General features: G+C 73.0%; 22 protein-coding genes and 1 other RNA gene. 19 read left to right on the top strand and 4 right to left on the bottom strand.

What is annotated here, in order from left to right; genetic code table 11:
• The first annotated feature begins 230 nt into the window (after positions 1-230).
• The 5 genes from ftsE to ssrA all read left to right on the top strand — a co-directional run bounded on the left by ftsE (position 231) and on the right by ssrA (position 4,129).
• Positions 231-920: a cell division ATP-binding protein FtsE gene (gene ftsE / locus AB0M92_RS30585; protein WP_030161344.1), complete on the top strand. Its 690-nt coding sequence runs from the start codon at positions 231-233 to the stop codon at positions 918-920.
• A gap of 17 nt (positions 921-937) precedes the next feature.
• Positions 938-1,870, top strand: coding sequence for a permease-like cell division protein FtsX (gene ftsX, locus AB0M92_RS30580; protein WP_366105546.1), 933 nt, complete (start codon positions 938-940; stop codon positions 1,868-1,870).
• A 67-nt stretch (positions 1,871-1,937) separates the two neighbouring features.
• Positions 1,938-3,152 carry a S41 family peptidase gene (locus tag AB0M92_RS30575; protein WP_366105544.1) on the top strand — a complete coding sequence of 405 codons (1,215 nt, stop codon included), beginning with the start codon at positions 1,938-1,940 and terminating at the stop codon, positions 3,150-3,152.
• 18 nt (positions 3,153-3,170) lie between these two features.
• Entirely contained in the window at positions 3,171-3,656 is a 486-nt protein-coding gene (gene smpB / locus AB0M92_RS30570) for an SsrA-binding protein SmpB (protein ID WP_048476197.1), read from the top strand.
• An 84-nt stretch (positions 3,657-3,740) separates the two neighbouring features.
• Positions 3,741-4,129, top strand: a transfer-messenger RNA (tmRNA) gene (gene ssrA / locus AB0M92_RS30565).
• 71 nt (positions 4,130-4,200) lie between these two features.
• Here ssrA and AB0M92_RS30560 read toward each other — a convergent pair.
• From AB0M92_RS30560 to AB0M92_RS30550, 3 genes are read right to left on the bottom strand one after another with little or no spacing between them, the layout of a single operon-like run.
• Entirely contained in the window at positions 4,201-4,458 is a 258-nt protein-coding gene (locus tag AB0M92_RS30560) for a Txe/YoeB family addiction module toxin (protein ID WP_366105543.1), read from the bottom strand.
• On the bottom strand, positions 4,455-4,730 hold the full coding sequence (locus AB0M92_RS30555; protein WP_053784891.1) for a type II toxin-antitoxin system prevent-host-death family antitoxin: 276 nt from the start codon (positions 4,728-4,730) through the stop codon (positions 4,455-4,457). The genes AB0M92_RS30560 and AB0M92_RS30555 overlap by 4 nt, the downstream gene beginning before the upstream one ends.
• Before the next feature lie 37 nt (positions 4,731-4,767).
• On the bottom strand, positions 4,768-5,988 hold the full coding sequence (locus tag AB0M92_RS30550) for an MFS transporter (RefSeq protein ID WP_366105577.1): 1,221 nt from the start codon (positions 5,986-5,988) through the stop codon (positions 4,768-4,770).
• 96 nt (positions 5,989-6,084) lie between these two features.
• Between AB0M92_RS30550 and AB0M92_RS30545 the strand changes: the two genes are divergently transcribed.
• The 8 genes from AB0M92_RS30545 to AB0M92_RS30510 all read left to right on the top strand — a co-directional run bounded on the left by AB0M92_RS30545 (position 6,085) and on the right by AB0M92_RS30510 (position 16,050).
• Positions 6,085-7,056, top strand: coding sequence for a LysR family transcriptional regulator (locus AB0M92_RS30545; RefSeq protein ID WP_366105542.1), 972 nt, complete (start codon positions 6,085-6,087; stop codon positions 7,054-7,056).
• Positions 7,057-7,153: 97 nt separating this feature from the next.
• The gene (locus tag AB0M92_RS30540; RefSeq protein ID WP_366105541.1) at positions 7,154-8,533 is read left to right on the top strand and encodes a nitrate/nitrite transporter; all 1,380 of its coding nucleotides are present in this window, start codon (positions 7,154-7,156) and stop codon (positions 8,531-8,533) included.
• A gap of 125 nt (positions 8,534-8,658) precedes the next feature.
• Positions 8,659-9,819 (top strand): uroporphyrinogen-III synthase, encoded by a 1,161-nt coding sequence (locus AB0M92_RS30535; RefSeq protein ID WP_366105540.1) that lies wholly within the window; start codon positions 8,659-8,661, stop codon positions 9,817-9,819.
• A gap of 93 nt (positions 9,820-9,912) precedes the next feature.
• A complete protein-coding gene (locus AB0M92_RS30530) occupies positions 9,913-10,458 on the top strand; it encodes a GNAT family protein (RefSeq protein ID WP_366105539.1) in 546 nt (181 codons plus the stop codon).
• A 93-nt stretch (positions 10,459-10,551) separates the two neighbouring features.
• Positions 10,552-11,121 carry a CGNR zinc finger domain-containing protein gene (locus AB0M92_RS30525; RefSeq protein WP_366105538.1) on the top strand — a complete coding sequence of 190 codons (570 nt, stop codon included), beginning with the start codon at positions 10,552-10,554 and terminating at the stop codon, positions 11,119-11,121.
• 126 nt (positions 11,122-11,247) lie between these two features.
• Entirely contained in the window at positions 11,248-13,554 is a 2,307-nt protein-coding gene (locus AB0M92_RS30520) for a UvrD-helicase domain-containing protein (protein WP_366105537.1), read from the top strand.
• 450 nt (positions 13,555-14,004) lie between these two features.
• On the top strand, positions 14,005-15,408 hold the full coding sequence (locus AB0M92_RS30515) for an NAD-dependent malic enzyme (protein ID WP_366105536.1): 1,404 nt from the start codon (positions 14,005-14,007) through the stop codon (positions 15,406-15,408).
• A gap of 360 nt (positions 15,409-15,768) precedes the next feature.
• The gene (locus AB0M92_RS30510) at positions 15,769-16,050 is read left to right on the top strand and encodes an HU family DNA-binding protein (RefSeq protein ID WP_030161324.1); all 282 of its coding nucleotides are present in this window, start codon (positions 15,769-15,771) and stop codon (positions 16,048-16,050) included.
• A 278-nt stretch (positions 16,051-16,328) separates the two neighbouring features.
• Here the strand turns inward: AB0M92_RS30510 and murA are convergent, their stop codons facing one another.
• Positions 16,329-17,675, bottom strand: coding sequence for a UDP-N-acetylglucosamine 1-carboxyvinyltransferase (gene murA, locus AB0M92_RS30505; RefSeq protein ID WP_053691036.1), 1,347 nt, complete (start codon positions 17,673-17,675; stop codon positions 16,329-16,331).
• Between the two features lie 287 nt (positions 17,676-17,962).
• On the opposite strand from murA, the gene AB0M92_RS30500 reads away from it, so the two are divergent.
• From AB0M92_RS30500 to AB0M92_RS30475, 6 genes are all read left to right on the top strand, one after another.
• Positions 17,963-18,523, top strand: coding sequence for a YqgE/AlgH family protein (locus AB0M92_RS30500; RefSeq protein ID WP_366105535.1), 561 nt, complete (start codon positions 17,963-17,965; stop codon positions 18,521-18,523).
• A gap of 29 nt (positions 18,524-18,552) precedes the next feature.
• A complete protein-coding gene (locus AB0M92_RS30495) occupies positions 18,553-18,840 on the top strand; it encodes a DUF3039 domain-containing protein (protein WP_078860729.1) in 288 nt (95 codons plus the stop codon).
• 180 nt (positions 18,841-19,020) lie between these two features.
• Complete coding sequence (locus AB0M92_RS30490; RefSeq protein WP_366105534.1) at positions 19,021-20,685, top strand: beta-N-acetylhexosaminidase; 1,665 nt, start codon at positions 19,021-19,023, stop codon at positions 20,683-20,685.
• A 521-nt stretch (positions 20,686-21,206) separates the two neighbouring features.
• Complete coding sequence (locus AB0M92_RS30485; RefSeq protein ID WP_260146503.1) at positions 21,207-22,001, top strand: FAD binding domain-containing protein; 795 nt, start codon at positions 21,207-21,209, stop codon at positions 21,999-22,001.
• On the top strand, positions 21,998-24,199 hold the full coding sequence (locus tag AB0M92_RS30480; RefSeq protein WP_366105532.1) for a (2Fe-2S)-binding protein: 2,202 nt from the start codon (positions 21,998-22,000) through the stop codon (positions 24,197-24,199). The genes AB0M92_RS30485 and AB0M92_RS30480 overlap by 4 nt, the downstream gene beginning before the upstream one ends.
• 62 nt (positions 24,200-24,261) lie before the next feature.
• A complete protein-coding gene (locus tag AB0M92_RS30475; RefSeq protein WP_366105576.1) occupies positions 24,262-26,541 on the top strand; it encodes a xanthine dehydrogenase family protein molybdopterin-binding subunit in 2,280 nt (759 codons plus the stop codon).
• The last annotated feature ends 150 nt before the right edge of the window (positions 26,542-26,691 follow it).

The following is a 26,691-nucleotide window of genomic DNA, read 5'->3' as shown; positions in this document are numbered from 1 at the left end:
CACCTTGAACAACGCTTGAAGGTACGACTGCGTTCCCCTACCACTGTGCCAGCTCCGGCGACATTCGGCGCGGCCCGTCCGGGCAATCACGGACCGTCCCGGGACGATCCCCTCCCGGACCAGGGGATATATCGGGCAACTCCGGCCGCCGGGCCCCCACCCCCCGCCCGTTCGCGTATGGTCACGCACACCGACTCCGCACACCTACTCCCGGCGACCGTGGTGCACCCGTGATCCGATTCGACAACGTCTCCAAGTCCTACCCGAAGCAGAACCGCCCCGCACTCAGAGATGTCTCCCTGGACATCGCGAAGGGTGAGTTCGTCTTCCTGGTCGGCTCCTCCGGCTCCGGCAAGTCCACCTTCCTGCGGCTGGTGCTGCGCGAGGAACGGGCGAGCCACGGCCAGGTCCACGTCCTGGGCAAGGACCTCGCCAAGCTCTCCAACTGGAAGGTCCCGCAGATGCGGCGCCAGCTGGGGACCGTGTTCCAGGACTTCCGCCTGCTCCCCAACAAGACGGTGGCCGAGAACGTCGCCTTCGCCCAGGAGGTCATCGGCAAGCCCAGGGGCGAGATCCGCAAGGCCGTCCCGCAGGTCCTGGAGCTCGTGGGCCTCGGCGGCAAAGAGGACCGCATGCCCGGCGAGCTCTCCGGCGGTGAGCAGCAGCGCGTGGCCATCGCCCGCGCCTTCGTCAACCGGCCGGCCCTCCTCATCGCGGACGAGCCCACCGGCAACCTCGACCCGCAGACCTCGGTCGGCATCATGAAGCTGCTGGACCGGATCAACCGGACCGGCACCACCGTGATCATGGCCACGCACGACCAGCAGATCGTGGACCAGATGCGCAAGCGCGTCATCGAACTCGAACAGGGCCGACTCGTGCGCGACCAGTCGCGCGGCGTCTACGGCTACCAGCACTGAAAGGCCCTTGAGACGTCATGCGCGCCCAGTTCGTCATGTCGGAGATCGGCGTCGGTCTCCGCCGCAATCTCACCATGACCTTCGCGGTCATCATCTCCGTGGCCCTGTCGCTGGCCCTGTTCGGCGGCTCCCTGCTCATGCGCGACCAGGTGAGCAAGATGAAGGGCTACTGGTACGACAAGGTCAACGTCTCGATCTACCTCTGCAACAAGAGCGACGCGGAGGACACCAGCGAGAGCGGGAGCAAGGCCTGCGCCAAGGGCGCGGTCACTCCCGATCAGAAGCAGCAGATCGAGACCGACCTGAAGAAGATGGAGCTCGTCGAGACCGTCCACTACGAGTCCTCCGACGAGGCCTACAAGCACTACAAGGAGCGCTTCGGGCACACCGCGCTCGCCTCGGTGGTCACCCCGGACCAGATGCCCGAATCCTTCCGGGTGAAGCTCAAGCAGCCCGAGAAGTACCAGGTCATCACGACCGCCTTCGCGGGCCGCGACGGTGTGCAGTCGGTGGAGGACCAGCACCAGGAGCTGGACAACCTGTTCACGATGCTCGGCTACCTCAACCTGGCCGCCCTCGGCATCATGCTCATCATGCTGATCGTGGCCCTGCTGCTGATCGTCAACACCGTGCGCGTCTCCGCCTTCAGCCGCAGGCGCGAGACGGGGATCATGCGGCTCGTGGGCGCCTCCAGCTTCTACATCCAGGTCCCGTTCATCATGGAGGCCGCCTTCGCGGGCCTCGTCGGCGGAGTGTTCGCCTGCGTGATGCTCGGCGCCGGCCAGTACTTCGTCATCGACCACGGCGCCTCGCTGCGTACGAAGATGGAGCTGATCAACTTCATCGGCTGGGACTCCGTGTTGACGAAGCTGCCGTTGGTGCTGGTCATCGGGGTGCTGATGCCCTCGCTGGCCGCCTTCATCGCATTGCGCAAGTACCTGAAGGTGTGACAAGCGCCCCGTGTGAGGTCCGTCCAACCCGCCGTGCCTCAACGGGGCTTGTCCTAGACTCGGCGCCATGCCGGGACTGCCCGCCTTGCGTCTCCGGCCCCGCGACCTGCGTCGCGGGGCCGCTTTGACGTTGGCCTTCATCGCCGCCGTGGGCACCGCGGCGGGCACCGGCTGCTGGGACCGCGCGGACGCCGTCGGCGCCGCGGGAGGCGGGTTAGCGGCCGCAGCCGGTACGCGCGACCCCGCAGCCGCCGCCCCCGCGGCGCCCGCGCAGGACGCGGCCGCGACCGCCGACCGCGAGGCCGTCGCCCGGGCCGCGGCCGAAGCCGTCGCCGAGGGAAAGTCCGGCAAGAAGGCCGCCCAGGAGGTGGTCAGCCGCAGCGGCGACCGCTGGGGCATGGTCTACGACCAGGGCGAGTACGCGGCCTTCACCGACGACCTCGACGGACGCTGGACCGGCGTGGGGCTCTGGATCGAGAACCGCCCGGGCGACCGCATCGCCGTCGAGAAGGTCCAGCCCGACAGCCCCGCCGCCCGCGCCGGCCTGCGCGCCGGGGACCGGCTCCTGAGCGTCGACGGCCACTCCGTCACCGGCCTGCGCGTCTGCGACGTGGTCGCCCTGCTGCGCGGCGGCGCCGGCACCCCGGTCGTCCTGCGCCTCGCGCGGGACGGCGCCGACCTCACCGAGACCCTGCGCCGCGAGCAGCTGCACACCGAGCCCGTGACCGTACGGGAGCTCCCGGGCCCGATCACCGTCATCAAGGTCGCCTCCTTCAGCCGCGGCTCCGGCGAACAGGTCCGCGCCGCCGTCCGCGCGGCCCCGGCCGGCTCCGGCTTCATGCTCGACCTGCGCGGCAACCCGGGCGGCCTGGTCACCGAGGCCGTGACGGCGGCCTCGGCCTTCCTGGACGGCGGGCTGGTGGCCACGTACGACGTACGGGGAGCCCAGCGCGCCCTGTACGCGAGCCCGGGCGGGGACACCGCCCGACCTCTGGTGGCGCTGGTCGACGGCGGCACGATGAGCGCGGCGGAGCTGGTCACGGGCGCCCTCCAGGACCGCGGCCGCGCGGTGGCGGTGGGCACGAGGACCTTCGGCAAGGGCTCGGTGCAGATGCCGACGCCGCTGCCGGACGGCTCGGTGGCGGAGCTGACGGTGGGCACGTACCGCACTCCGGGGGGCCGCAGCCTCGACGGCAGCGGCATCACCCCGGACCTGGCGGCGGGTGACGGGGTCGAGGAACGGGCCCGCAAGGTATTGGGTGGCCTCGGGGTGGGTCCGTAGTGCGAAAATGACCGCACTATGGCTAAGGAACAAGGGCGCAAGCTGATCGCCCAGAACAAGAAGGCGCGGCACGACTACACGATCATCGACACCTACGAGTGCGGCCTCGTGCTCACGGGTACCGAGGTCAAGTCCCTGCGCCAGGGCCGTGCCTCGCTGGTGGACGGCTTCGTGTCGGTGGAGAGCGGCGAGGCCTGGCTCTACAACGTGCACGTGCCGGAGTACAGCCAGGGCACCTGGACCAACCACAGCGCCCGCCGCAAGCGCAAGCTCCTCCTGCACCGCGAGGAGATCGACAAGCTGGACTCGAAGACCGGCGAGACGGGCAACACGATCGTGCCGCTCTCGCTGTACTTCAAGGACGGCCGGGCGAAGGTCGAGATCGCGCTGGCGAAGGGCAAGAAGGAGTACGACAAGCGCCAGGCCCTGCGCGAGAAGCAGGACACGCGCGAGACGAACCGGGTGATCTCGGCCGTGAAGCGCAAGGAGCGCGGTCAGCTGTAATCTCCTGGCACGCCGTGGTCCACTTCGCGTACCATGGCGTCAGCACCCGCCGCTCGCGGTGGGAGCACTTTGTTAACAAAACATGGGGATGATCGGTTTCGACAGCGGATGTCGATGCAGGGGAAGCGAGCCGAGGAAGCGGCAATGATCTCGCTAACCACATGTCGCAAAAAATAATCGCCAACTCCAAGAGCGATAACTCCCGCTTCACCCTCGCTGCCTAATAACAGTGAGCTGAAGCCTCTGTGAGGAGCGTCAGCCCGGAAGTGGTCCCGGTCCGGATCCTGGCGTCAATTAGGGATCTAAACCTCTAGCCCCGGTCACGGGGGCTGGAGGGAAACCAAACAGTGACTGAGCCCGTCGGAGACTTGTCCGTGTGATCTCCGGGGCTGAGAAAAGCGCAGCGGACTGCGCTCGGAGAAGCCCTGCTTCTGCACCGTTGGACGCGGGTTCGATTCCCGCCATCTCCACTCATCCCATGTGGGCGAAGGCCCCGCAGCCGCCAGGCTGCGGGGCCTTCGTCATGCCCGGAGCGCCCGCCGCGTCAGTAGTGGTAGCGGGCCTTGAGCACCTTCACTTCCTTGTCGTCCGCCCGGTACACGAGGCGGTGCTCGTCGTCGATGCGGCGGGACCAGTAGCCGGTCAGCTGGCCCTTCAGCGGTTCGGGCTTGCCGATCCCGGTGAACGGGTCGCGCTGGATCGCGCCGATCAGGCGGGTGATCCGGCGGGCCGTCTTCAGGTCGGAGGAGAGCCGGAACAGGAAGTCCTCCCAGGCGGCCGGGTCGAAGTGAACGCTCCTCACTCCTCCCCTCCGGCCAACTGCCGCAGCTCGTCCATGCTCTTGGCGACCGACGCTGCTCCCTCGCGGTCGCGCGCGACGGCTTCCATCAGCCGTTGGGCGTTGGCGGGGGAGCGCAGCAGGTAGACGGTCTCCTGCCAGGAGTCGTAGTCGTCGGCGGACATGAGGACGGCGTCGCCGTTCTTGGAGGTGATGCGCACCGGGGCGTGGTCGGTGTTGACCCGCTCGATCAGCGGGAACAAGGTGGCCCTGGCTTCGCTGGCGCTTATCGACATGGTCCGCTCCTCCGGTAGTGGTACCACTACATGGTACCTAACTCGTACCGGAAACTCGTACCAACCGGCTGGTGATGAGGGCCAGGAGGGCCGCCGCTGCCGGGAGGGCGTACGGGGTGGTGGGGCCCAGGTGGTCCACCAAGGTGCCCGCCGTGGCCGCGCCCAGGGCTATGCCCGTCAGGATGGCCGTCACCGCCAGGGTCATCGACTCGTTGAGGCGGCCCTCGGGGGCGAGGGCGTGGACGCGGGACATCGCGGTGACCATCGTCGGCGCCGTGGCCATCCCGGCCAGGAGGAGGGCCGCGGCCAGAAGGGTGAGGGACCCCGCGGCGGCCGCCGCCCAGGGGAGGGTCAGGGCCGCCGTCAGGGCGATCAGGCAGGTCCGCAGAGCGCGGGGGCGCAGCGCGCCGTAGAGCAGGCCGGCCGCGCAGGAGCCCGCCGCCTGGAGGGCCAGGACCAGGCCGGTGGCGGCGCCGAGCCCCCGGGCGTCGAGGTACGCGATCGAGGTCACCTCCATCGAGCCGAACAGCACGCCCAGGGGGGCGAAGAGGGCCAGGAGCGGCATCAGCGTCCGCAGGGGGGACCTTCCGGCGCGGGGCGCCGACGGCGGGGGCTCCGTCCGGCGCTGGGAGGTGAAGACGAGCATGCCCGTCAGGAGCAGGGCGGCCGCCGTGAGCGTGCCCGCCTCCGGGAAGACGGCCGAGCACAGGGACGCGGCCACCACCGGGCCCAGCATGAAGCACAACTCGTCGGCGGCCTGCTCGAACGACATCGCCGTGTGGTGCGCGGCGGGGGAGTCGCGCAGCAGGTGGGTCCAGCGGGCCCGGGACATGCCGCCGATGTTGGGGGTGGTCGCGGTGGCGGCGTACGAGGCGAACAGGGTCCAGGCGGGGGCGTGCGTGCGGACGCACAGGACGAGCCCCACCGATCCGAGCACCGCGATCAGCGTCGCGGGGACGGCGATCCGGGCCTGGCCGTACCGGTCGACCAGGCGGGCGGTCCACGGCGCGACCAGCGCCGTGGCGGCCAGCCCGGTGGCGGTGACCGCGCCGGCGAGGGCGTACGAGCCGCGCTGGCCGGCGATCATCATGACCGCGCTGATGCCGAACATGCCCATCGGGAGGCGGGCCAGCAGGTTCCCGGCCGTGAAGGCCCGGGTCCCGGCATGTGCGAAGAGGCGGGTGTACGGGCCCGGGGCGCGGGGCGGGCGGCGGTGCGGGGCGGGGGCTATCACGAGCGTCGAGCCCGTCACGGTCATCAACTGCGGCATGGTCCAAGGCTCCGGCGCGGGGGCCCCGGGCGTCCAACACCTGTTCCGGCGCCATTGACCCGTTTCCGTTGTTAGTCTCCCCGGGTGATACCCCGTGATGTGGAACCCCGGCTGCTGCGCGGGTTCGTCGCCGTGGCCGAGGAGCTGCACTTCACCCGCGCCGCCGCCCGCCTGTACGTCGCCCAGCAGGCACTGAGCCGCGACGTGCGGCGGCTGGAAACCGGCCTGGGCGCGGCGCTGTTCGTCCGGACGACCCGGGCCGTCGAGCTGACCGCCGACGGGGAACGGCTGCTGCCCCTGGCCCGGCGGGTGCTGGCCGCGCACGAGGAGCTGGCCGCCGCCTTCGCCCACGCCGGCCCCCGCCCGCTGCTCGTCGACCTGAACACCGACGGGCCGAGCACCGCCCGCACCGTCCTGGAGCGGGCCCGCGAACTCGCCCCCGACTGCGAGCTGATGGCCCGCTTCGAGAGCGGGCTGACGTACGCCGCCGCCGAGGTCGCGGCAGGGCGCCTGGACGTGTCCTTCGGGTACGCCGGCGGGCTGGACCCGGTGCTGCGCTCCCGCCTCGCGCACCGGCCCGTACGGTACGAGCCGCTCGCGGTGCTGCTGCCCGAGGGGCACCCGCTGGCCGCGCGGGCCGACGTACCGCTGGACGCGCTGGCCGGGGAGGCCGTGTACGCCGGGGCCGGCAACCCGCGGACCCTGGAGTGGACCGGCCTCGCCCGCGAGCTGCTGACGGGCCGCGGGATCGCGCTGGCGCCGCCCGCGCCCGCGGCCGTGGGCAAGGACGAGTTCCGCCGGGTCATGGCCAAGACCCGCAATCCGGTCCTGGTGACGGTGGACTTCGTCGATCTGCCGGGGAGCGTGAAGCGGCCGCTCGTCGCCCCGGTGCCGCTGTCCCCGCTGTCGATGGTGTGGCGCAAGGGGTTCCACCACCCCGGGCTCGACGCGCTGCACCGGGCCGCGACCGCCCTCGGCGCCGAGCACGGCTGGCTGGAGGTGCCCGCGGCGAGCTGGCGTCCCGCGGCGCTCACAGACGTCTCCGGCGGCGGGTGAGTGCAAGGTTTCCCACCGGTCATCCGGTGGGGACCCGGGCCGAAACGCGCCGTTCCTACGGTCGTCACCAAGGACGCGACAGCTGTGGAGGCGTGTGATGACCGGTACGACCGCACCGCGCGGGGCACGCAAGGGGGGCCGCTGGATCGAGCGGTGGGAACCCGAGGACGAGACCTTCTGGAAGGAGTCGGGCGAGCGCATCGCCCGCCGGAACCTGCTCTACTCCGTGCTCTGCGAACACATCGGGTTCTCCATCTGGACCCTGTGGTCGGTGATGGTGCTCTTCATGGGCCCCGCGTACGGGATCGACCCGGCCGGGAAGTTCTTCCTCATCGGCACGGCCACCTTCGTGGGCGCCTTCGTCCGGGTGCCCTACACCTTCGCCGTCGCCCGTTTCGGCGGCCGCAACTGGACCGTCTTCAGCGCCCTGCTCCTGCTCGCGCCCACCACCGCCGCGCTGGTCGTCATGGAGCCGGGGACCTCGTACGGGACCTTCGTGGCCGTGGCCGCGCTGACGGGCGTGGGCGGCGGGAACTTCGCTTCCTCCATGACCAACATCAACGCCTTCTTCCCGCTGCGCAAGAAGGGCTGGGCGCTCGGCCTGAACGCCGGCGGCGGCAACATCGGCGTGCCCGTGGTGCAGCTCGTGGCACTGCTGGTCATCGGGACCGCCGGGGCCGGGCACCCGCGGCTGCTGCTCGCCGTCTACCTGCCGCTGATCGTGGCCGCGGCCGCGCTGGCCCTGCTGCGGATGGACAATCTGGCGCCCGTGCGCAACGACACCGGCGCGGTGCGCGAGGCGGTCCGCGACGCCCACACCTGGATCATGGCGTTCCTCTACACCGGCACCTTCGGGTCCTTCATCGGCTACAGCTTCGCCTTCGGGCTCGTCCTCCAGACGCAGTTCGGCCGCACCCCGCTCCAGGCCGCCTCGCTCACCTTCGCCGGGCCGCTGCTCGGCTCGCTGATCCGGCCCGTCGGCGGCGCCCTCGCGGACCGGTTCGGCGGCGCCCGGATCACCCTCGCGACCTTCGTGGCGATGGCCGCGGCCACCGGGGTCGTCGTCCACGCCTCGGGGCACGCGTCACTGCCCGTCTTCCTCGTCGGGTTCGTGGCGCTGTTCGTGCTCAGCGGGCTCGGGAACGGCTCCACGTACAAGATGATCCCCGGCATCTTCCAGGCCAAGGCGCTCGCGCGGGGCATGGACGGGGAGGCGGCGGCCGCGTACGGGCGCCGGCTGTCCGGGGCCGCCATGGGGCTCATCGGTGCGGTCGGCGCACTCGGCGGACTCGGCATCAACCTGGCCTTCCGGCAGGCGTTCTCGACCTCCGGGTCCGGGACGGCGGCCTTCGTCACCTTCCTCGGCTTCTACGCGGCCTGCTGCGCGGTCACCTGGGCGGTATACCTTCGGCGGCCGGCCCCCCAGGTGCTCCCGAAGGCCGGGGCCGAGGCGAAGCCGCAGCTCACGTCGGTGTAACGGCGGTTTACGGGGACGAAATACGGCGGAACCGAGCCTGACACGGCGACTTGACAGGCTCGGTTCCGTTCTCGCGACACGTGTCGCGCGATGTGATACCGACCCACTGGGCAAGGCAGGTCACCATGGACGACACGCGCACAGTCGCCGCAGCCGGGGCGGCGGGCCCCCTCGCGGGATTCACCGTGGGGGTCACCGCGGCCCGGCGGGCGGACGAGCTGATCGCCCTGCTGCGCCGGCGCGGGGCCACGGTCCTGCACGCCCCGGCCCTGCGGATCGTGCCGCTGGCCGACGACAGCGAACTGCTCGCCGCCACGAAGGAATTGATCGCCTGCGCACCCGACACCGTCGTCGCCACCACCGCGATCGGCTTCCGCGGGTGGATCGAGGCCGCCGACGGATGGGGGATCGGCGAGGAGCTGCTGACGCGGCTGCGGGCCACCGAACTGCTGGCGCGCGGACCGAAGGTGAAGGGGGCCGTACGGGCCGCCGGGCTGGTGGAGACGTGGTCCCCGCAGTCGGAGTCGCTGGCCGAGGTCCTCGACCGGATGCTGGCCGGCGGGGTCGCCGGGCGGCGCATCGCCCTCCAGCTGCACGGGGAGCCGCTGCCCGGGTTCGTCGAGGCGCTGCGGGCGGGCGGGGCCGAGGTGGTCGTGGTCCCCGTGTACCGGTGGATGGCCCCGGAGGACCTCGCGCCGATGGACCGGCTGCTGGACGCGGTGGCATCGGGCGCCGGGGCGATCGACGCGGTCAGCTTCACCTCGGCCCCGGCGGCGGCGTCGCTGCTCTCGCGGGCCGAGGAGCGGGGGATGACGCAGGCGGTGCTCGCGGGGCTGCGGGGGGACGTGCTGTCGGCGTGCGTGGGGCCGGTGACGGCACTGCCGTTGCAGGCGCGCGGGGTGGACACCGTGCAGCCGGAGCGGTTCCGGCTGGGGCCGCTGGTGCAGCTGCTGTGCCAGGAGCTGCCGGGGCGGGCGAGGGTGCTGCCGGTGGCGGGGCACCGGGTGGAGATCCGGGGGCACGCGGTGCTGGTGGACGCGGAGCTGCGGCCGGTGCCGCCGGCGGGGATGGCGCTGCTGCGGGCCCTGGCGCGCCGGCCGGGGTGGGTGGTGGGGCGGGCGGAGCTGCTGCGGGCCCTGCCGGGCGCGGGGCGGGACGAGCACGCCGTGGAGACGGCGATGGCGCGGCTGCGGGGGGCGCTGGGGGCGCCGAACGTGATCCAGACGGTGGTGAAGAGGGGATACCGGCTGGCCCTGGACGCCGGCGACTGCTCGCCGGCGGACTAGGCCGCGCGTCTTTCGGATCAGGGGGCGTCCTCGGGATCAGGATCCGGCCCCCGGGGGCTGGATGTGGCGGCCGGGGTTGGTTAGCGTGCCCTGGTGATCATTGACGGGGTGGAGATGCGGGGCATCGAGGTCGGGGACGCCGCCGGGCTGGCCGACGTGCTGGCGCGCAATCGGGCCTTCATGGCGCACGTCGAGCCGTGGCGGTCGGAGGTGTTCTACACCGAGGCGGGACAGGCCGCCCGCATCGAGGCGCTGCTCGCCGAGGGCGCCGCGGGGCGCCAGGCCTCGTACGTACTCGTCGAGGCCGGCTCCGGCGCGCCCGTCGGGACGATCAACCTCGGCAGCATCGCGCTCGGCCCCCTCCGCAGCGGCGGCGTCGGCTACTGGGTCGACCGGGCCTGGCACGGCCGCGGACTGGCCACCGCCGCCGTCGAGGAGGTCTGCCGGATCGCCCGCGACGAGATCGGGCTGCACCGCGTCGAGGCCGGCACCCTGGTCGACAACCTCGCCTCGCAACGGGTCCTGGCCAAGGCCGGGTTCGAGCGGTACGGGCTCGCGCCGCGCTACCTGCACATCAACGGCGCCTGGCGCGACCACGTCCTCTTCCAGCGCATCCTCCACGACGACGCGCCCCTCTGAGCGGACCCGGCCCCCGTACGGGGGGTTCCGCATCGCAGCGGGGCGCGGCACTCTGAGAGGCACGCACCCCCGAGGCAAGAGGCGGTGACGGGCATGTGGTTCGAATCCGGGCGGGTGTCCCTGGACCTGGTGGCCACCTTCGCCGCCCCCGCGGGCGCCGAGGAGATCCGCGACGGCGACGAGCTGCGCCTGTGGCTCGCCGGAGCCGGGCTCGTGCCCGACCGGACGCCGATCGCCCGGGTGGGCCCCGACTGGGTGGAGGCCTTCCGGGCGCTGCGCCGCGACGTGGGGAGCCTCGTACGGGCCGAGCTGGCCGGGGCCGGTCCCGACGGGGGCGCGCTGGCCCGGGTCAACGCGCTGGCCGCCGGTCCACCCCCGGGACTGTGTGCCGTACAGGACCAAGAGGGGCACCTCGTGCGGGAGTTGTGCGGCGGCGTGGAATGCGGCGCGCTGCTCGCCGCCGTGGCCCGCGACGCCGTCGAACTGCTCACCGACCCCGGCGAGCGGGACCTGCTGCGCTCCTGCGAGGGGGACGGCTGCACCCGGGTCTACCTGGACACTTCGCGCGGGCACCGGCGGCGCTGGTGCTCCAGCGAGCTGTGCGGCAACCGCGAGCGGGTCGCCCGGCACCGGCGCAGGGTTCTCGCGGCCCGCCCCGGGTAGCGATCGGGGGGCCGCCGGACGGCGGACGGGCAGTGATCTTCGCCCGGTCACCGGAACGGGCGTGCGGACAGGCCGTCGGTTCGCGTACGGTTGACGGTCGCCCATGCACGTCAGAAGGGGGCCTTGGTGGCCGCGCAGAATGCCGCTGTCGACAGCACGGCGGATTCCGTCCGCGATCGGGAGATCGCGGTCGAGCAGACGCATCTGGACCAGGTGTACCGCCGCCTCGAAGAGAAGATCGACGAGGCCGAGTTCCTGATGAACGACGCGGCCAAACGCGGTCAGGTCGGCACGCCCGGCGCGCTCGCCGAGCGCGACGCACAGGTCTTCCGGGCGGGAATCCACCTGAACCGGCTGAACAACGAGTTCGAGGACTTCCTCTTCGGCCGGATCGACCTGGTCCTCGGCAAGGACGGGGAGCGCGGCCCCGACGGCGCGTACACCTCCGTCGAGCCGGCCGACGACGCGATCCGCGCGGACCTCACCGCCGACATCGCCGAGACGCTCCACATCGGGCGCATCGGCGTGCTCGACGCCGACTACGCGCCGCTGGTCATCGACTGGCGCGCACCGGCCGCCGCGCCGTTCTACCGCTCCACGCCCAAGGACCCGGGCCGCGTCATCCGGCGCCGCGTCATCCGCTCCAAGGGCCGCAAGGTGCTCGGCGTCGAGGACGACCTCATGCGCCCCGAGATCACCGCCTCGCTCGACGGCCGCGAGCTGCCCGCCATCGGCGACGGCGCCCTGATGGCCGCGCTCGGGCGGGCCCGTACGCACTCGATGCGGGACATCGTCTCCTCCATCCAGGCCGAGCAGGACATGGTGATCCGGGCCCCCGCGGCCTCGGTCGCCGAGGTCGCGGGCGGTCCGGGCACCGGCAAGACGGCCGTCGCCCTGCACCGCGCCGCCTACCTGCTCTACCAGGACCGGCGCCGCTACTCCGGCGGCATCCTGATCGTCTCGCCCACCCCGCTGCTCGTCGCGTACACCGAGGGCGTGCTGCCCTCCCTCGGCGAGGAGGGCCAGGTCGCCATCCGCGCGCTCGGCTCGCTGGTCGACGGCGCCGAGGCGACCACGTACGACGAACCGGCCGTGGCCCGCGTCAAGGGCTCCTCGCGCATGCGCAAGGTGCTCCACAAGGCCGTACGGGGCGCACTGGAGCTCGGGGAGGCGCCCGAGCGGCTGCGGGTCGTGGCCTTCGGGCGGCGCCAGGAGCTGGAGGCCGACGAGCTGAACCGGATCCGGCAGAACGTGCTCAGCGGCACCGCGCCCGTGAACCTGCTGCGCCCGCGCGCCCGCAAGCTGCTCCTCGACGCCCTGTACGCGAGATCCGGCGGGGCCGGCCGGCACAGCGATCCGGAGCTGGCGGCCGAGCTGCGCTCCGCGTTCGACGAGGACATCTCCACCGAAGACGCGTTCATCGACTTCCTGAACGCCTGGTGGCCCGAGCTGACCGCGCGCGGGGTGCTCGCCGCGATGGCCGACGAGCGGCGCCTCGGCCGCTGGTCGCGCCGGGTCCTCAACCCGCGCGAGACCCGCCAGCTGGCGCGCTCGCTGCGCCGGGTGGGCCCGGATGGCAAGGGCCCCCTGTCGGTCCACGACGTGGCGCTGCTGGACGAGCTCCAGCTGCTGCTCGGCGCGCCGGCCCGGCCCAGGCGCAAGCGGCAGCTCGACCCGCTGGACCAGCTCAGCGGGCTGGAGGAGCTGATGCCGACCCGCGAGGAGACCCAGTGGGAGCGGGCGGAGCGGATCGCGGCGGAGCGCACCGAGTACGCGCACGTGATCGTCGACGAGGCGCAGGACCTGACGCCGATGCAGTGGCGGATGGTCGGCCGCCGGGGCCGGATGGGCACCTGGACGGTGGTCGGCGACCCGGCGCAGTCCTCGTGGACGGACCCGGAGGAGGCGGCCGCGGCGCGTGACGAGGCCCTGGGCTCCCGGCCGCGCCGCCGGTTCACCCTGACGGTGAACTACCGCAACCCGGCGGAGGTCGCCGAGGTCGCGGCCCGGGTGCTGCGGCTGGCGATGCCGGGCATGGAGCCGCCGACGGCGGTCCGCTCCACGGGGCTGGAGCCCCGCTTCACGGCCGCCGGCGCCGATCTGGGCGCGGCGGTCCGCGAGGAGACGCGCATGCTGCTGGAGCAGGTCGACGGCACGGTCGGCGTGGTCGTGGCGATGGACCGGCGCGCGGAGGCCGCGGGCTGGCTGGCGGACCTGGGGGAGCGGGCGGTGGCGCTCGGCAGCCTGGAGGCCAAGGGGCTGGAGTACGACGCCACGGTGGTCGTCTCCCCGGCGGAGATCGCGGAGGAGTCCCCCGCGGGCCTGCGGGTCCTGTACGTGGCCCTGACGCGCGCGACGCAGCAGCTGACGGTGGTGTCCGCCGGCCGTGACGAGCCCGATGCGGACGGGGTGCCGGCGCTGCTGAAGCCGTAGGGCCGCCTTCGTACGACCGCGGGACCGCGCGGCACGGATGGCCCGCGCCCACACGCGTGGTGAGACGAGGTCAACCCCTTGGAGGGGGATCGCTTCCGGCGATCCTTTGTTAGCCTGGGTACGGCACCGACTCGATCCAAGCCCCCGGGCCCAACCTTCGTCGCTTAGAGCGACCACTTGCCGCGAGGCGAGCATGGCGGGTCGGTGTCATAGACGTTCATACAGGTCCGCGCCCCTCGGATTCCGAGGGGCGCGGACCTTTTTCGTACGGGCATACGCTTCCACACGCCTGATCTATCTCGTATGGTGGAAGTGTCTTTCCGAAATTTGTAGCTGGTTACCTTGTACTGGCTGGTAGGTGGGACGATCGGACAACAGGTCCTGCCGCACCTGCCGTGCGTGGGGCCCTGTGTGTGTACAAAAAACCAGGGACAGAAGAGGAACACGGCCATGGCAACGGCGCCCAGCGTCTCGTACTCGATGACGGTCCGCCTGGAAGTGCCCGCGAGCGGAACCGCGGTCTCCCAGCTGACCACCGCCGTGGAGTCTTCCGGCGGGTCGGTCACCGGCCTCGACGTGACCGCTTCCGGTCACGAGAAGCTCCGCATCGACGTCACCATCGCCGCGACCTCCACCGCGCACGCCGACGAGATCGTCGGCAAGCTGCGCGGCATCGAGGGCGTCAGCCTCGGCAAGGTCTCCGACCGAACCTTCCTGATGCACCTCGGCGGCAAGATCGAGATGGCGTCGAAGCACCCCATCCGCAACCGCGACGACCTCTCGATGATCTACACCCCGGGCGTGGCCCGCGTGTGCATGGCGATCGCCGAGAACCCCGAGGACGCCCGCCGCCTGACCATCAAGCGCAACACGGTCGCAGTCGTGACGGACGGCTCCGCCGTCCTCGGCCTCGGCAACATCGGCCCGATGGCCGCCATGCCGGTCATGGAGGGCAAGGCCGCCCTGTTCAAGCGCTTCGCCGACATCGACGCGTGGCCGATCTGCCTGGACACCCAGGACACCGACGAGATCGTCTCGATCGTCAAGGCGATCGCCCCGGGCTTCGCGGGCATCAACCTGGAGGACATCTCCGCGCCGCGCTGCTTCGAGATCGAGGCCCGGCTGCGCGAGGCCCTCGACATCCCCGTCTTCCACGACGACCAGCACGGCACGGCCATCGTCGTCCTCGCCGCCCTCACCAACGCGCTTCGCGTGGTGGGCAAGGCAGTTGGCGACGTCAAGGTCGTCATGTCCGGCGCCGGCGCGGCCGGTACGGCCATCCTCAAGCTGCTCCTCGCGGCCGGCGTGAAGAACGTCGTCAGCGCCGACATCCACGGTGTCGTGCACGCGGGCCGCACCGACCTGGTCGACGCGGCCGTCGATTCGCCGCTGCGCTGGATCGCCGACAACACCAACCCCGAGGGCTACACCGGCACTCTGAAGGAGGCCGTGGTCGGCGCCGACGTGTTCATCGGCGTCTCGGCCCCCAACGTGCTGTCCGGCGAGGACGTCGCGGCCATGGCCGAGGGTGCGATCGTGTTCGCGCTCGCGAACCCGGACCCCGAGGTGGACCCGGCCGTCGCCCGCCAGACCGCCGCCGTCGTGGCCACCGGCCGCTCCGACTTCCCGAACCAGATCAACAACGTGCTGGTCTTCCCGGGCGTCTTCCGCGGCCTGCTGGACGCCCAGTCCCGCACCGTGAACACGGACATGATGCTGGCCGCCGCCACCGCGCTGGCCGACGTCGTCGGCGAGGACGAGCTCAACGCGAACTACATCATCCCGTCGGTGTTCAACGACAAGGTGGCCGGCGCGGTCGCCGGAGCCGTCCGCAAGGCCGCCTCGGCGGTCTGACGCACAGTCGGACGGAACCGCCGGGTCCCGGCCGCCTGTGACGGCCCTCACGGCTCGCCTCTCCCGGCGCGTCGCGAGATGCGGGCCCGGCGGGCCGCCTCTAGGGTTGCGGGGATGCCCGCGAGGTCCGCGGTCCGCATCCACCAAGTGCGGACGGAGCGTCACCGCGGCGTGACTGTGGCGCTTTTCGTGTGACCCTGGCGGGTGCCGGATTGGCTTTCCCGCCGCTGGTGGGGGCAGGATGCGTAACCGGGCGAGAGGGTCTGACGTTCAGACCCGGGTCCGGGGACTGTCCGAGGGCCCTGGCAGCATCGGCTTCGATCTCACGCCTCTAAGGCAAGTTGAACACGGGAGTACAACATGAACCGCAGTGAGCTGGTGGCCGCTCTGTCCGAGCGCGCCGAGGTGACCCGCAAGGACGCCGACGCCGTTCTGGCCGCGCTCGCCGAGACCGTCGGCGAGATTGTCGCCAAGGGCGACGAGAAGGTCACCATCCCCGGCTTCCTGACCTTCGAGCGCACCCACCGTGCCGCTCGCACCGCGCGCAACCCGCAGACCGGCGACCCCATCCAGATCCCGGCCGGCTTCAGCGTGAAGGTCTCCGCGGGCTCCAAGCTCAAGGAAGCCGCCAAGGGCAAGTAAGTCCCGTCCGTACCGGGGCCCGTACGGGCCTTCGGAGCGGCGGTGCAGTACGCAGTACTGGCGAAGGGCGGCCACCCCCGGGCGGGGAGGCCGCCCTTCGGCCTGTCCGGGGGTTCCCGGACGCCGGGGTCGTCACGGGCCGCCGAGGGCCCCGCAGGCCGCCCGGCGGCCGCGTACGGGCCGCCCGGGGCACGCACCGCGTACGGGCCGCCCGGGGGCACGCGAAAGCCCCCCGGGCCCTTGCGGGGGCACGGGGGGCTCTCGGTCGGCCGTGGGGCTCAGACGAGGTCGCCGCCCGGGAGCTCGACCTTCGCCCCCAGCTCCACGAGCTTCTCCATGAAGTTCTCGTAGCCGCGGTTGATGAGGTCGATGCCGTGGACGCGCGAGGTGCCCTCCGCCGCCAGCGCCGCGATCAGGTACGAGAACCCGCCGCGCAGGTCGGGGATGACCAGGTCGGCTCCCTGCAGCTTCGTCGGGCCGGAGACGACCGCCGAGTGCAGGAAGTTGCGCTGCCCGAACCGGCAGGCGCTGCCGCCCAGGCACTCCCGGTACAGCTGGATGTGTGCACCCATCTGGTTGAGCGCGGAGGTGAATCCCAGACGGGACTCGTAGACCGTCTCGTGCACGATCGACAGGCCCGCGGCCTGGGTCAGGGCGACCACCAGCGGCTGCTGCCAGTCGGTCTGGAAGCCGGGGTGGACGTCCGTCTCCAGCGCGATCGCGTTGAGCGGTCCGCCCGGGTGCCAGAAGCGGATGCCCTCGTCGTCGATCTCGAACGCGCCGCCGACGCGGCGGTAGGTGTTCAGGAACGTCATCATCGAGCGCTGCTGCGCCCCGCGGACATAGATGTTGCCGCCGGTCGCCAGCGCCGCGGAAGCCCAGGAGGCGGCTTCCAGGCGGTCCGGGAGCGCCTTGTGGTTGTAGCCGCCGAGGCGGTCGACACCGGTGATCCGGATGGTCCGGTCGGTGTCCATGGAGATGATGGCGCCCATCTTCTGCAGTACGCAGATGAGGTCCTCGATCTCCGGTTCCACCGCGGCGTTGCTGAGCTCGGTGACGCCCTCGGCCAGGACGGCCGTCAGCAGCACCTGTTCGGTCGAACCGACCGAGGGGTAGGGCAGGCGGATCTTGCAGCCGCGGAGGCGCTGCGGGGCCTCAAGGTACTGGCCGCCCTCGCGCTTCTCGATGGTCGCGCCGAACTGGCGGAGCACGTCGAAGTGGAAGTCGATCGGCCGGCCGCCGATGTCGCAGCCGCCCAGGCCCGGGATGAAGGCGTGGCCGAGGCGGTGCAGCAGCGGGCCGCAGAACAGGATCGGGATGCGCGACGAACCCGCGTGCGCGTCGATGTCCGCGACGTTCGCGCTCTCGACGTGCGTCGGGTCGAGCACGAGCTCGCCCGGCTCCTCGCCGGGGCGGACGGTCACCCCGTGCAGCTGGAGCAGCCCGCGCACGACCCGGACGTCGCGGATGTCGGGAACGTTGCGGAGCCGACTGGGTCCGCTGCCGAGCAGAGCGGCGACCATGGCCTTGGGCACGAGGTTCTTCGCACCGCGGACACGGATCTCGCCCTCAAGCGGGGTACCGCCATGGACAAGCAGTACGTCGTCTCTGTCTGTGCCGGTCATGAATCTCGCGTTCCGGAGAGGGGCTCCCCCGGCGAAGCCAGAGGAGGGTGGGCAGGGGGCCAGGGAAAAGGGTAAGGGGCACCACCCCCTTGTTCGTAAGGCTGACGCGGCCGTAGGACTGTCATGAATCAGCCACAACACCCACAGTGCCCACCTCATGGCGGAGTGTCGCATTCCGCCCGCGTCGGCGACACGCGCTCCTCCCTGCTGCCGTGCGCCCTGAACCGCGAGCGGTCCGATGCGCCCGCCCGCTCCCCCGAAGGGCGAATGTGCGAGATCATGTCGGCATGACCGAGGTGTCCTCCCTCACAGGGCGGCTGCTCGTGGCCACCCCCACCCTCGCGGATCCGAACTTCGACCGCGCGGTGGTGCTCCTGCTCGACCACGACGAGCAGGGCTCGCTCGGCGTGGTCCTCAACCGGCCCACCCCCGTGGGGGTCGGCGACATCCTGCTGCCCTGGGCGACCCTGGCCGGCGACCCCGGGGTCGTCTTCCAGGGCGGGCCGGTCGGCCTGGACTCGGCCCTCGGCGTGGCGGTCATCCCCGGTGAGGAGGGGCCGCTCGGATGGCGCCGGGTGTACGGGGCGATCGGCCTGGTCGACCTGGAGGCCCCGCCGGAGCTGCTGGCCGCGGCCCTCGGCTCGCTGCGGATCTTCGCCGGGTACTCGGGCTGGGGTCCGGGTCAGCTGGAGGCGGAGCTGGGCGACGGCGCCTGGTACGTCGTGGAATCGGAGCCGGGTGACGTGTCGTACCCGGATCCGGAAAGGCTGTGGCGGGCGGTGCTGCGCCGCCAGCGCAACGAGCTCGCGATGGTCGCCACGTATCCCGACGACCCGTCGCTCAACTGACCCGCGCACGGGTCGGTACCCTGGCTTTTATGAGCACTCTTGAGCCCGAGCGCGGGACTGGTACGGGGACCCTCGTAGAGCCGACGCCGCAGGTGTCCCACGGCGACGGCGACCACGAGCGCTTCGCCCACTACGTCCAGAAGGACAAGATCATGGAGAGCGCGCTCGGCGGGACCCCCGTCGTCGCGCTGTGCGGCAAGGTGTGGGTGCCGGGCCGTGACCCGAAGAAGTATCCGGTCTGCCCCATGTGCAAGGAGATCTACGAGTCCATGGGCCCCGGCGGGGACAAGGACAAGGGCGGCAAGGGCGACAAGTAGTCCGCACGGAGTCCCTCCGCCCCCTTCTCGGCAGGCCGAAGGCCCCCGGACGCGCTCGCGCGTCCGGGGGCCTTTGCCGTGCGCGGAGGGCGGACTAGGGTCGGCCGCACGGGCGCCGAGCGCCCTGTGGAACGCGCGTTGCGCATCGCGCAACGGCTGGACGGTGGAGGGGTCGAGGCCATGCCCGAGTTGATTCCGGAGCCGCGGTACGCGCGGTTCGCGCCCGACGGCGGCGAGTGCGTGCTGGACGATCCGCTGCTCGACGCCGGCCCCGGCACCGAGGGCACCGCCCGCTGGCTGCGCCGCGAGCTCGGCGCGGCCACCGGCTGGGAGCTGCCCGCGTCGGAGGCGGGGCGGACGTACGGCGGGCGCGCGGTGATCCGGCTGGTGCTGCGCCCCGGGCTCGCGGCGCAGCCTGCGCAGGGCGGGGGAGCGGAGTCGTACGAGCTGCACGTCACGCGGCAGGGGGTGCTCCTCGAAGGCGCCGGTCCGGCGGGCCTCTTCTACGCCGCGCAGACGCTGCGTCAGCTGCTCGGGCCCCGGGCCTTCCGGCGCGCGCCCGCGGCGCCGGACCGCGAGTGGCGGCTGCCGGTGGGGGGCGTCCAGGACGGCCCCCGCTTCGGATGGCGCGGGATGATGCTCGACGTGGCCCGGCACTTCATGCCGAAGGACGGGGTGCTGCGGTACGTCGACCTGCTCGCCGCGCACAAGCTCAACGTGCTGCACCTGCACCTGACGGACGACCAGGGCTGGCGGGTCGAGATCAAGCGCCGTCCGCGGCTCACGGAGGTCGGCGCGTGGCGGCCGCGCAGCCGCTGGGGGCACCGGGCCTCGCCGCTGTGGAACGAGACCCCGCACGGCGGCTTCTACACGCAGGACGACATCCGCGAGATCGTCGCGTACGCCGCCGAGCGGCACGTGCGGGTGGTCCCGGAGATCGACGTGCCGGGGCATTCGCAGGCCGCGATCGCCGCGTACCCGGAGCTCGGCAACACCGACGTCGTGGACACCGCCGCGCTGGAGGTGTGGGACGACTGGGGGATCAACGAGAACGTGCTCGCGCCGACCGAGGCCGTACTGCGCTTCTACGAGGGGGTCTTCGAGGAGCTGCTGGAGCTGTTTCCGGCGGAGGTCTCGCCGTTCTTCCACGTGGGCGGCGACGAGTGCCCGAAGGGGCAGTGGCGCGCGTCGGCGCTCGCGCAGGAGCGGATCCGGGAGTTGGGGGTGGACGGGGAGGACGGGCTGCAGTCCTGGTTCATCCGGCACTTCGACGGCTGGCTCGCGCAGCGCGGGCGGCGGCTGATCGGGTGGGACGAGATCCTGGAGGGCGGGCTCGCGCCGGGGGCCGCGGTCTCCTCCTGGCGCGGGTACGCGGGCGGCATCGCCGCCGCGGAGGCCGGGCACGACGTGGTGATGTGCCCCGAGCAGCAGGTGTACCTGGACCACCGTCAGGCGGGCGGCCCGGACGAGCCGATGCCGGTCGGGTACGTGCGCACGCTGGAGGACGTGTACCGCTTCGAGCCGGTGCCGCCGAAGCTGTCGCCGGGGGCCGCGTCCCGCGTACTGGGCGCGCAGGCCAACGTGTGGACCGAGGTGATGGAGAACCAGGCCCGGGTCGACTACCAGGTGTTCCCGCGGTTGGCGGCGTTCGCGGAGGTGGTGTGGTCGCGGCTGCCGGAGCCGGGCGAGCGGGACTACGCGGGCTTCGAGGCCCGGATGGGTGCCCACTACGGGCGGCTTGACGCGCTCGGCGTCGACTACCGGCGGCCGGGCGGTCCATTGCCGTGGCAGCGGCGGCCGGGGGTGCTCGGGCGGCCGATCGAGGGAGGGCCCCCGAACGTGTGATGCGGGTGGGCGGCGGGGTCGCCGGGTGGCGGGCGGCGGTTGGCCGGAACCTTTCCGCGCGCTGCCGCGCCCCCGCGCCCCGGGTGCGGCGGTTTCGCGGACCGTTGCGGACCGATCGGAACCCTTCGGACTTCTGCGGAACTCCCGAGGCTTCCCGGACGTCCTTCGTTCTTGGTGGGTAGTCGGGAACTCTTGCTCGATTTCGGGGTATTCGACGGATCTGAATCGATTCGGTTCATTCGGTGAATACGGGGGAAACCGGACGGCCGGAGGTGCCGGGGGGCGCCCGCCGGACCCTCGCGCCGGGAGGTGGGGAAGATGTGCCAGAGTTGCCACGTCCCGGCGGTGAGCACGTACCGTACGGCGGACAGGCGTGAGCGCCGGGACCGGGACATCGGGAAGGGGCAGCTGGGTTGACCACGCACGCACCGCATGCACTGCATTCATCTCAGGGGCCGCAGGCGGCGCAGTCCGTGACGCTGCCGGCCTCGCTCGACGAGGCCGTGGCGGCACTCGCCGCCATGCCCGCCGCCGTGCCCGTCGCCGGCGGCACCGACCTCATGGCCTCCGTCAACGCCGGGCTGCTGCGGCCCGCCGCGCTCGTCGGCCTCGGCCGGATCAACGAGATCCGCGGCTGGCAGTACCAGGACGGGCATGCCCTGCTCGGCGCCGGGCTCACCCACGCGCGGATGGGACGGCCGGATTTCGCCGCTCTGATCCCCGCGCTGGCGGCTGCCGCGCGGGCCGCCGGGCCCCCGCAGATCCGCAATGCCGGCACCCTCGGCGGCAACATCGCCACCGCCGCGCCGACGGGCGACGCACTGCCCGTACTGGCCGCGCTGGAGGCGATCCTCGTCATCCACGGCCCGGGCGGATCGCGCCGCGAGATCCCGGTCTCGCACCTGCTGGCCGGCCGCGAGATGCTGCGGCCCGGCGAGCTGATCGGCTTCGTACGGGTGCCGCTGCTGCACGCGCCGCAGGTCTTCCTGAAGGCCACGGGACGTACCGGACCGGGGCGCGCGGTGGCGTCCGTGGGGCTCGTGCTGGATCCCGCGCGCCGCGGTGTGCGCTGTGCGATCGGCGCGGTCGCGCCCATGCCGCTGCGGCCGCTGGAGGCCGAGCAGTGGGTCGCCTCGCTGATCGACTGGGACGGGGAGCGGACGCTGGCCCCCGAGGCGCTGGAGGCCTTCGGCGAGTACGTCGCGGCCGCCTGCGTCCCCGACCAGGGGGAGCCGGTGGCACCCGGGGTACTGCATCTGCGGCGGACGGTCGCCGTGCTGGCACGGAGGGCCCTGGGGAGGGCGCTGACCTCATGAGTGAGAACGAGAACGTGAGCGGAACGACGGGTGACGCGGGTCCCGCGGGCCACACCGGCACCGGCTGGGGCTGGGAGCCGGTCCCGCAGGGCGGCGAGTACGACTCCGACGCGACGGCCTTCGTGAAGCTGCCGCAGGACATGCTGGACGCGCTCGGCACCGGGGAGCCGCTCGCGGCGCCCGGGCACGGCTACGTGCCGCCGCCGATGATCGTTCCGCTGGGTTCGGCGAGTGCGGATCCGGCGGCCACGGGTACGTGGACGATGCCGGTGCAGTGGCCCGAGGCGGGGACGGCGGCCCGGGGCGGCCCGGGGGCCGCGGGTGCTCCGGCGGGTGCGCACGCGCCCGCACCGGTCGGGGGGCCGATCCCGGCCTCGATTCCGCTTCCGGCGTCGGTGGCGGCGGCGTTCGAGGGCGCGGGACAGGACCCCGTTCGGGTCTCGGGCCAGGTGGCCGGCCCGGCCGCGGCCCCTGCGCCGGCTTCGACGCCGGCGTCGGCTTCGGCGTCGGCTTCGGTTTCGGCCGAGGGTGCGCACGATCCCGGTGCCACCGCCGAGTGGCGGTTCCCGGAGGCGGTCCAGGACTCCGAGCCCGTGACCACCGGCCAGTGGACCCTGCCGGAACTGCACGAGCAGACCGGCGAGTTCCGCTTCAGCGCCCCGGCGGCCGACTGGAGCCAGGCCCCGGCGACACTGCCGGGCGGCGCGGCGGCCCCCTGGGCGACCCGTCCCGACTTCGAGGCGGCGGCGGCCGCCGGTCCGGCGGCCGCCGGACCCGGTGCCGTGATGAGCTCGGGCGTGCTGCCCGAGGCGCGCCCCGACGCGGGTGACACCGGCACCTCGGGCGCCGGCCTGCGCCGGCTCGGCGGCCCCGGCGTCGGCGGCCCCGCCCGCGGCCCCCGCGTGCTCGGCGGCCCCGGCGTGGGCACGCTCCCGGAGCCGGCGGAGCCGGAGCCGGGGCACCCGGCCCCGCACGACATCGAGGCCGCCCACGGCCCGGCGGCGACGCCGGTCACGGCGGAACGGCCGCATCCGGGGGCGGAGGCCGGCGAGGCCGCTTCGGCCGCCGGGGCGGGTTCGGCCGTGGGCGCGGCTCCGGCCCCCGGGGCGGACCCGGAGGCGGAGCGCGCGGCGACGCCCGTCGCGGCCGCGCAGTACGTCCTGTCGGGTGGCCCCGGGGCCGGCGGCGTCGCCGGTGGCGGTGGCCCCGGGGGTGACGGCGGCTTCGCCGGGTCGGGGGACACCGACGGGCACGGGTTCACGGCATCGGGCCACGGCCCCGCCGGGGCGGAGCCCGGGCCGGGCGGTGAACACGGGTTCACGGCGGAGCCCGCCGCGGAGCGGGCCCCGGAGCCTGCCGGTACGGACGGGCGGGGGTTCGCCTTCGCCGGAGCCGGGGCTCCGGGAACGCCGGGTGGGGACACCGCGGACATCGCCGGGGCGACGCCGGACGCGGGTGGGGGCGAAGGTTTCCCGGCCGAGGTGGCGGCGTACGAAGAAAACGCGACGGCCGAGGCCGTCGCCCATCACGAGCATCCGCTGGCTTCCTACGTCCTGCGCGTCAACGGCGCCGACCGGCCCGTCACCGGCGCGTGGATCGGCGAGTCCCTGCTCTACGTGCTGCGCGAGCGGCTCGGCCTCGCCGGGGCCAAGGACGGCTGCTCGCAGGGCGAGTGCGGGGCGTGCGCGGTGCAGGTCGACGGCCGGCTCGTCGCCTCCTGCCTGGTGCCGGCCGCGACGGCGGCGAGCAGCGAGGTGCGGACGGTGGAGGGGCTCGCCGGTGGCGGGGAACTCTCGGACGTGCAGCAGGCGTTGTGCAGGTCGGGTGCGGTGCAGTGCGGGTTCTGCGTGCCCGGCATGGCCATGACCATCCACGACCTGCTGGAGGGCAATCACGCCCCCAGCGAGCTGGAGACGCGCCAAGCCCTCTGCGGCAACCTGTGCCGCTGCTCCGGCTACAAGGGCGTCATCGAGGCCGTGCGCGAGGTCGTCGCCGAGCGCGGCGCCCCGGCCGCGGCCGAGGCGCCTGCGACCGGGAACGGGCTCGGGCCGGGCAGCGGGAACGGGCTCGGGCCGGGCAACGGGCCCGGGAGCGGGCCGGGCAACGGGCCCGGCAACGGCTCTGGCGCGGAGGCGCGTATTCCGCACCAGGCGCCGCCCGGCGAGGGCGGGATCCACCACAACGGAGGCATGGCGTGAGCGGGCACGACGCGGCCACGGCCACGACGACGGTATCGGTCTCCGCGGGCGCCTCGGCCGCCGTGGCGCCCGAGGCGGGCGAGCAGGAGGTGCCGCGCGGAATCGGAGCCTCCGTACCCGCCGCCGACACCCGCGCCAAGAGCGAGGGCACCTTCCCGTACGCCGCCGACCTGTGGGCCGAGGGCCTCCTGTGGGCCGCCGTCCTGCGCTCCCCGCACGCCCACGCCCGCATCCTCTCCATCGACACCTCCGCGGCCGCCGCCATGCCCGGCGTGCGCGCCGTCGTCACCCACGCCGACGTCCCCGGCGCCACCACCCACGGCCGCCGCGTCGCGGACCGGCCCGTCTTCGCCCACGACGTCGTACGCCACCACGGCGAGCCCATCGCAGCCGTCGCCGCCGACCACCCGGACACCGCCCGCCTCGCCGCCGCCGCGATCGCCGTCGAGTACGAGCTGCTGGACGCGGTCACGGATCCCGAGCAGGCGTTCGGCGCCCCCGCCCTGCACCCCGACGGCAACCTGATCCGGCACATCCCGCTCCGCTACGGCGACCCGGAGGCCACCGGCGAGGTCGTCGTCGAGGGCCTGTACCGGATCGGCCGCCAGGACCCCGCGCCCATCGGCGCCGAGGCCGGGCTGGCCGTGCCGCGCCCCGATGGCGGCGTGGAGATCTACACCGCCTCCACCGACCCCCACCTGGACCGCGACCTGGCGGCGGCCTGCTTCGGTCTGGAACCCGACCGGGTGCGCGTCGTGGTCACGGGCGTTCCGGGCGCGACGGCGGACCGCGAGGACGCCGCCTTCCAGCTCCCCCTCGGCCTCCTGGCCCTCCGTACCGGCTACCCGGTCAAGCTGGCCGCCACCCGCGAGGAGTCCTTCCTCGGCCACACCCACCGCCACCCGACGCTGCTGCGCTACCGCCACCACGCGGACGCGGAGGGGCGGCTGGTCAAGGTCGAGGCCCAGATCCTGATGGACGCGGGCGCGTACGCCGACTCGTCCTCCGAGTCGCTGGCGGCGGCGGTCGCGTTCGCGTGCGGCCCGTACGTGGTCCCGCACGCCTTCGTGGAGGGCTGGGCGGTCCGTACGAACAACCCGCCGTCGGGCCACGTGCGGGGCGAGGGCGCGATGCAGGTCTGCGCCGCGTACGAGGGCCAGATGGACAAGCTCGCGGCCGCGCTCGGCATCGACGGCGCCGAGCTGCGCCTGCGCAACGTACTGGCGACGGGCGACCTCCTCCCGACGGGCCAGACGGTGACCTGCCCGGCCCCCGTGGCCGAACTCCTGCGCGCGGTACGCGATCACGAGCTCCCCTCCCTCCCGAAGGACACCCCGGAGGAGGAGTGGCTGCTGCCCGGCGGCCCGGAGGGCGCGGGCGAGCCGGGCGCCGTGCGGCGCGGGGTCGGGTACGGCGTGGGCATGGTCCACATGCTCGGCGCGGAGGGCACGGACGAGGTCTCGACGGCGACGGTCAAGGTCGTCGACGGCGCGGCGACGGTCATCTGCGCCGCCGTCGACACCGGCCAGGGCTTCTCCACGCTCGCCCGCCAGATCGTCCAGGAGATCCTGGGCGTGGACGAGGTGGTGACGGCCCCGGTCGACACGGACCAGCCGCCGGCGGGCCCGGCGGCGCACGGCCGCCACACGTGGGTGAGCGGGGGCGCGGTGGAGCGCGCGGCGAAGATGGTCCGCACCCAACTCCTCCAGCCGATGGCCCACAAGCTGGGCATGTCGACGGAACTCCTGCAGATCCAGGACGGCCGGATCACCTCGTACGACGGCGCGTTCTCGACGACGGTCGCGGAGGCGATCGAGGGTAAGGAACTCTGGGCGACGGCCCAGTGCCGCCCGCACCCGACGGAGCCGCTGGACGGCGACGGCCAGGGCGACGCCTTCGTGGGCCTGGCGTTCTGCGCGATCCGCGCGGTGGTAGACGTGGACATCGAGCTCGGTTCGGTCCGCGTGGTCGAACTGGCGGTGGCGCAGGACGTGGGCCGCGTCCTCAACCCCCGCCAGCTGGAGGCCCGTATCGAAGCGGGCGTCACGCAGGGCGTGGGCGCGGCGCTGACGGAGAACCTCCGCTCGGTGTCGGGCCTGGTCCGCCACCCGGACCTGACGGGCTACGCGCTGCCGACGTCGCTGGACGCGCCGGTGGTCCGGATCGTCAAACTGGTCGAAGAGCGGGACGTGGTGGCGCCGTTCGGGGCGAAGGCGGCGAGCGCGATCCCTGTGGTGACGACCCCGGCGGCGGTAGCCTCGGCGGTACGGGCGGCCACGGGCCGCCCGGTGAACAGGCTCCCGATCCGGCCGTCGGCGGCGGTCGCGGCGCCCAACTCGTGACCGTGTGACCCGCATTGCACCTGCAACCCCGAGGTTGGGACTGTCGGTACCGGTCGCTAGAGTGATCGGTAAGACGTAGTACGTGCGCGATTGAACGGGTGCGAACGGGGAGGGGCCACGGCGGAAACGCCGTGACCCCGGGGATTTCGG

The organism is Streptomyces sp. NPDC051582 (genome assembly GCF_040681715.1).
Lineage (GTDB): Bacteria > Actinomycetota > Actinomycetes > Streptomycetales > Streptomycetaceae > Streptomyces.
Note: the sequence above shows the minus strand (reverse complement) of the source record. Positions and strands in the feature narration are given on the sequence as shown.

What these genes read in the sequence shown, in the direction of transcription:
- ftsX (WP_366105546.1), top strand. Translation starts at nt 938, where the DNA reads ATGCGCGCCCAGTTCGTCATGTCGGAGATCGGCGTCGGTCTCCGCCGC.
- AB0M92_RS30575 (WP_366105544.1), top strand. Translation starts at nt 1,938, where the DNA reads ATGCCGGGACTGCCCGCCTTGCGTCTCCGGCCCCGCGACCTGCGTCGC.
- smpB (WP_048476197.1), top strand. Translation starts at nt 3,171, where the DNA reads ATGGCTAAGGAACAAGGGCGCAAGCTGATCGCCCAGAACAAGAAGGCG.
- AB0M92_RS30555 (WP_053784891.1), bottom strand. Translation starts at nt 4,730, where the DNA reads ATGTCGATAAGCGCCAGCGAAGCCAGGGCCACCTTGTTCCCGCTGATC.
- AB0M92_RS30550 (WP_366105577.1), bottom strand. Translation starts at nt 5,988, where the DNA reads ATGACCGTGACGGGCTCGACGCTCGTGATAGCCCCCGCCCCGCACCGC.
- AB0M92_RS30540 (WP_366105541.1), top strand. Translation starts at nt 7,154, where the DNA reads ATGACCGGTACGACCGCACCGCGCGGGGCACGCAAGGGGGGCCGCTGG.
- AB0M92_RS30535 (WP_366105540.1), top strand. Translation starts at nt 8,659, where the DNA reads ATGGACGACACGCGCACAGTCGCCGCAGCCGGGGCGGCGGGCCCCCTC.
- AB0M92_RS30525 (WP_366105538.1), top strand. Translation starts at nt 10,552, where the DNA reads ATGTGGTTCGAATCCGGGCGGGTGTCCCTGGACCTGGTGGCCACCTTC.
- AB0M92_RS30515 (WP_366105536.1), top strand. Translation starts at nt 14,005, where the DNA reads ATGGCAACGGCGCCCAGCGTCTCGTACTCGATGACGGTCCGCCTGGAA.
- AB0M92_RS30510 (WP_030161324.1), top strand. Translation starts at nt 15,769, where the DNA reads ATGAACCGCAGTGAGCTGGTGGCCGCTCTGTCCGAGCGCGCCGAGGTG.
- murA (WP_053691036.1), bottom strand. Translation starts at nt 17,675, where the DNA reads ATGACCGGCACAGACAGAGACGACGTACTGCTTGTCCATGGCGGTACC.
- AB0M92_RS30500 (WP_366105535.1), top strand. Translation starts at nt 17,963, where the DNA reads ATGACCGAGGTGTCCTCCCTCACAGGGCGGCTGCTCGTGGCCACCCCC.
- AB0M92_RS30495 (WP_078860729.1), top strand. Translation starts at nt 18,553, where the DNA reads ATGAGCACTCTTGAGCCCGAGCGCGGGACTGGTACGGGGACCCTCGTA.
- AB0M92_RS30490 (WP_366105534.1), top strand. Translation starts at nt 19,021, where the DNA reads ATGCCCGAGTTGATTCCGGAGCCGCGGTACGCGCGGTTCGCGCCCGAC.
- AB0M92_RS30485 (WP_260146503.1), top strand. Translation starts at nt 21,207, where the DNA reads ATGCCCGCCGCCGTGCCCGTCGCCGGCGGCACCGACCTCATGGCCTCC.
- AB0M92_RS30480 (WP_366105532.1), top strand. Translation starts at nt 21,998, where the DNA reads ATGAGTGAGAACGAGAACGTGAGCGGAACGACGGGTGACGCGGGTCCC.